We start from the raw sequence: 6016 nt of genomic DNA, 5'->3' as shown, positions 1-6016 counted from the left end.
ACCTTGGCTGACACGGATACCGTGGTCTTCCAGCTTACGGAAGAAGAGACAGGAACACTATTGAAGCAAGCACACCGCGCGTACAACACGGAAGTGAACGATTTGCTGCTGACTGCACTAGGCATGACGCTGTACACGTGGACCGGTCATGAACGTAGCCTGATCAACCTAGTGGGACACGGACGTGAGAACATTTTGCCGGATACGGACATTTCTCGTACGGTAGGCTGGTTTACGAGTCCATATCCGGTGTGGCTGGATATCGGCCGTGGTCATGCTTTGTCGGATCGAATCAAACAGGTCAAAGAGTGCCTGCGCCGTATCCCGAATAAAGGAATGGGCTACGGAATCTGGAGATATTGGAGTGAATCCGGCCAAACCGTTGGTCAGCCAGCAGATGCGCTGAACCTTGGTCAACATCAAGCTTTTGCCGAGCCACAAGTAAGCTTTAACTATCTCGGACAGTTGGATCAGGACTTGCAAAACAGCGATATCCATATGTCTCCTTACTCGATGGGATCGGTCGTGAGTGACCGGACGAAGATGAAATATGCGCTCGATGTGAACGGAATCGTCACAAAAGGCATTCTGGAACTCGACATTCGGTATAACGGCAAAGCCTTCCGTAAGGATACAGTCCACATGCTAGCCAATCTGCTGAAATCCAATCTGCTTGAAGTGATCGAGCATTGTGTCACACGGGAGCAGGCCGAATTGACTCCAAGTGATGTACTGTTTAAAGGTCTGACTCTGGAGCAATTCGATACGATTAAGGAACAGACCAAGACGGTTGGGGAATTGGAAAATGTGTACCCATTGACCCCCATGCAAAAGGGGATGCTGTTCCACAGTCTGATGAATGCAGAAACAGGCGTGTATTTTGAGCAGGCAACCTTTGATCTTGAGGGCCACTTTGCACCGTCCATATTCGAGGATAGCTTGAAGCTGCTGGTTAGCCGGCATGCTATATTACGGACGAATTTCTACAGTGGCTGGCATGGTCAACCCTTACAAATCGTCTATCGTCATAAAGATTCGAGCTTCCGTTATGAAGATGTCAGAGGGTGTGAACAGACTGTAGCTGAATTTGTGTCTCAGGATAAAGCCAGAGGCTTTGATTTAAACAAAGATGCGCTCATGCGCGTAGCTGTCTTCCGCACGGGTGATCGCTCATACCGTTTTGTATGGAGCTTCCATCATATCGTAATGGACGGCTGGTGCCTGTCCCTGATGACGGACGAAGTATTTAGTGCATATTTTGCCTTGCTGGAGAACAAGCAGCCAGAGCTTGCACCTGTCAAGCCGTATAGTGACTATATCGAATGGTTGGAACACCAAGATGCACAGGAAGCATCTCGTTATTGGAGTGACTATTTGGCAGGTTTTGAGCAGCAAACCTTGTTGCCTAGTGAGAATGCGCAAGTTTCTGTAGCAGAACAGGATGACGACACAAACAGAAGCGGTAACAGTTCGAATCCCGGCTATGTTTTGGAAAAGCTGCCATTGATGTTGGGTAAAGAACGGAGTGCCGCCTTAAATCAAATGGCCAAGCAACAACATGTCACGATTAACACATTGCTGCAAAGCGTTTGGGGCGTTATTTTACAGAAATACAATAATCATCAGGATGTTGTGTTTGGTAGTGTGGTATCCGGTCGTCCGGCAGAAATTGCAGGTGTGGAGAGCATGATCGGTTTGTTTATCAACACGATTCCAGTACGCATATGCAGTGCACCGGATGCCACATTTGCTGACGTATTGCAGCGTACACAGGAACAGGCTTTGGCCTCCAGTGTCTATGACACGTTCCCGCTCTACGACATTCAGGCACGGACTGAACAAAAACAAGACCTGATCAATCACATCATGGTCTTTGAAAACTATCCCATCGGGCAGCAGATGAAGCAGATGGGCGGTTCCGGCGAAGCGGACGCACACACAGGCTTCTCCATTGCTAATGTGGAACTTACAGAGCAAACCAACTACGATTTTAACCTGATTGTCGTACCTGATGAGGATATCTCTATCCTGCTCGAATACAATGCGCTGGTGTATAACCGGTCTGCAATGGAGCGTACCTATGGTCATATCAACCACGTCATCGGACAAATCGTAGACAACCCGGATATCCGTGTGAATGAGCTGGCATTGGTGACAGCGGAAGAGCAGGCACAGATCGTTCAGGTGTGGGGCGATACGGCGGCAGCCTATCCGCAGGATCAAACGCTAAGCAGTCTGTTCGAGCAGCAGGTAGCGAATACACCTGATCAGGCAGCGGTGATATTCGGGTCGGAGATGTTGACCTACCATGAGCTGAACGAACGAGCCAACCGTTTAGCGCGGACGCTGCGTGCGGAAGGGGTTGAACCGGATCAGCCCGTGGGCATACTGGTTCACCGTTCTCTAGACATGATCGTAGGCATCTACGCGATCCTGAAGGCCGGCGGAGCTTATGTGCCGATTGATCCGGAATATCCGGCCGATCGTATCCGCTTTATGCTGGAGGACTCGGGAGCGAAGCTGGTGCTGACGCAAGCGCATCTGGCGGAGCAAGCCTCGCTGAGTTTTGACGGCCAAGTGCTGGTACTGGATCGCGAGGACATCTATCACGAAGACAGTTCAAATCTAGAGCCCCTGGCTGGACCGCACCATGTCGCCTATGTCATTTATACCTCTGGCTCCACGGGAAAACCGAAGGGCGTGATGGTGGAGCATCATTCCGTGCTGAACCGGATTTTGTGGATGCATAATCGCTACGGCTTGAGTGCGGAAGATACGATTCTGCAAAAGACCGCCTTCACCTTCGACGTGTCGGTGTGGGAGCTGTTCTGGTGGTCAATGGTCGGCTCGAAGGTAAGCCTGTTGTCCGTGGGCGGGGAAAAGAACCCGGAAGACATCGTGGACACGATTGCCCGCGACGGCGTGACTACAATGCACTTTGTACCCGCTATGCTGCGTGCATTCCTGGAGTATGTGGAGCAGCAGCCACGAGAAGTAATGCAAGCGAAGCTGGGCACGCTGCGCCATGTCTTTGCCAGTGGTGAAGCGTTGCCGCCACAGCATGTGGCCCGGTTCCAGCGGCTCGTGTCGAGCCTGGCCGGAGCGAAGCTGGTCAACCTGTATGGACCAACCGAAGCGACGGTGGACGTATCGTACTTTGATTGCGAGCCGGATGAGGAATATGCAGTGATTCCGATCGGGAAACCGATTCAGAATATCCGTCTGTACATTGTGAAGGAAGGCACGGAGCAATTGCAGCCGATTGGGGTTGCAGGGGAACTGTGTATTGGTGGTGTCGGCGTAGCCCGCGGTTACCTGAACCGTCCGGAGCTGACGGCCGAGAAATTTGTGAAAGATCCGTTTGCTGGCGGGGAAGCAGGCTATGAACGGATGTACCGCACCGGCGATTTGGCGAGATGGATGCCGGACGGGAACATTGAGTATCTGGGCCGGATCGACCATCAGGTGAAAATCCGGGGGTACCGGATTGAACTAGGCGAGGTCGAAACGCAGCTGCTCCAAGTGGAATCGGTACGAGAAGCGGTGGTCATGGCTCGTACGGATGAAACGGGCCAAAAACAAATGGTGGCCTACTATGTTGCGGAGCAAGAGCTAGGAGCGAGCGAGCTGAGAAGTGAGCTGGGCCGGGAGCTGCCAAGCTACATGGTACCGTCCTACTTTGTACAGCTGGAGCAAATGACGCTGAGCCCTAATGGCAAAATCGACCGCAAGGCATTGCCGGCACCGGAAGGCAGCCTGCAAACCGGAGCCGACTATGCAGAGCCGCGTACGGCGCAAGAACGCGCGCTGGTCGCGGTCTGGCAGTCCGTGCTGGGACTACAGACGGTCGGTATATTGGACAATTTCTTTGATCTGGGCGGCGATTCGATCAAAGCCATCCAAATCGCATCCCGTGCGTTCCAGGCCGGCTATAAGCTGGACATGAAGGATTTGTTCCAATATCCGACAGTTGCAGCCCTGGCACCGCATATGCATGAGGTCCGTCGTATGGCAGATCAAGAAGAAGTGAGCGGGGAAACGACGCTACTTCCGATCCAGCATTGGTTCTTTGCGCAGGAGCGCGAGCGTCCACAGCACTTTAATCAAGCGGTCATGCTCTATCGCGCCGAGGGCTTTGACGAGACGGCGATTCGTAAGGTTATGGATCACCTCGTGAAGCATCATGATGCGCTGCGTATGGTCTTCCGTCAGACTTCCGCTGGTTATACGGCTTGGACACGCGGTGTAGAGGAAGGCACACTGTATACGCTGGAAACGGTGGACTTCCGTGAACGGTCCGCTTATGCGGAAGCGCTGGAAGCGAAGGCAACGGAAATTCAAAGCAGCCTGGACCTGTCCGCAGGACCTTTGGTGAAGCTGGGATGGTTCCGTACAGCCGAAGGCGACCATCTGCTGATCGCCATTCACCATTTGGTGGTGGACGGGGTGTCGTGGCGGATTCTGTTCGAAGATTTCTCGACAGGCTACGAGCAGGCGAGCAAGGGTGAACCCGTACGATTGCCGTATAAAACGGATTCCTTCCAAACTTGGGCACGGGAGCTATCCTCTTACGCCAACCGTCCAGAGGCGGCAGCGGAGGACATGTACTGGAAGCAGCTGGAACAGGCCAAAGCGGAAGCTACGCCGCTGCCTAAGGATTTTGCCTACGAGGGCTCCTTGAACGCAGACAGCGAAGTGCTGACCGTAGCGTGGACCGAAGCTGAAACCGAGCAACTGCTGAAGCAGGCCCATCGCGCCTACAACACCGAGGTCAATGATTTGCTGCTGACCGCGCTGGGACTCGCGCTGCACAACTGGACAGGCGCAGGCCATGTGCTGGTGAATCTAGAGGGACACGGTCGGGAAACGATCCTGCCAGAGGTGGATATTACGCGTACCGTAGGCTGGTTTACGAGCTTGTATCCGGTATTACTAGATACAGGTGCAAACCTAACACTGGCTCAGCGAATTAAAGAAACGAAGGAAGGACTGCGCCGGATTCCGCATAAAGGGCTGACCTATGGCATTTGGCGTTACCTGTCCTCTGGGTCCAGATCGAATGACCGTGCGATTGCAGCCGAACCGGAAATCAGCTTTAACTACTTGGGGCAGGTGGATCAGGATCTGCAAAACAGTGGAATCACGTTGTCGTCCTACCATGCAGGGGAGACAGAGGATGCCCATTCCCGCTTGCCGTACACGCTGGATTTAAACGCGATGATCTCGGAAGGCACGCTGCGTTTGACGATCACATACAGCCGTAAGCAGTATCGTAAAGAAACGCTGGAGCGTGTGGCGGGACTGCTGCAATCCGCTTTGCAAGAGGTCATTGCGCATTGCACCGCTCAGGAACAACCGGAACTGACGCCAAGTGATGTATCCTTCAAAGGCTTAACGACTGGAGAGCTGGAGCAGATTGCGGAACAAGCGGCATGTATCGGTGAGCTGGAAAATGTGTACGCACTGACGCCGATGCAGAAGGGAATGCTCTTTTACAATCTGATGGATTCGCAATCGGGAGCGTATTTTGAACAGGCCTCCTTTGATCTGCGAGGGCATTTTAATATCGCTGCGTTTGCGGCCAGTTTGGATGTCTTGGTGCAGCGGCATACGGTACTGCGCACGAACTTCTACAGCGGCTGGAAGGATGAACCGCTTCAGGTCGTGTACCGGAATAAGCGCAGCGAACTGTATGTTGAAGATCTGCGGGATATGGGGGAAGAGCAGCAAAACGAATACATGCTCGAATTTACGCGTAAAGACAAACAAAGAGGTTTTGATCTGGCAAAAGACGCCTTGATGCGTGTCGCTGTGTTGCGCACAGGTGAGGATACGTACCGTTTTGTATGGAGCTTCCATCATATCGTGATGGACGGCTGGTGCTTGTCACTGGTGACAAACGAAGTGTTTGCGAGTTATTTTGCGATTCTGGCTCATAAACAACCGGAACTGGCCCCTGTCACGCCGTACAGTCAATATATCGAATGGCTGGAACAGCAGGATCGTCAGGCCGCAA

General features: G+C 52.9%; 1 protein-coding gene. It reads left to right on the top strand.

Annotation, left to right across the window (positions count from 1 at the left end; translation table 11 throughout):
- The coding region (locus MMB75_RS25815) for a non-ribosomal peptide synthetase (RefSeq protein ID WP_277511600.1) at positions 1-6016 on the top strand (6016 nt) is incomplete at both ends.

The sequence above is a fragment of the Paenibacillus sp. P2(2022) genome (assembly GCF_029522175.1).
GTDB classification, from domain to species: domain Bacteria; phylum Bacillota; class Bacilli; order Paenibacillales; family Paenibacillaceae; genus Paenibacillus; species Paenibacillus polymyxa.
Note: the sequence above shows the minus strand (reverse complement) of the source record. Positions and strands in the feature narration are given on the sequence as shown.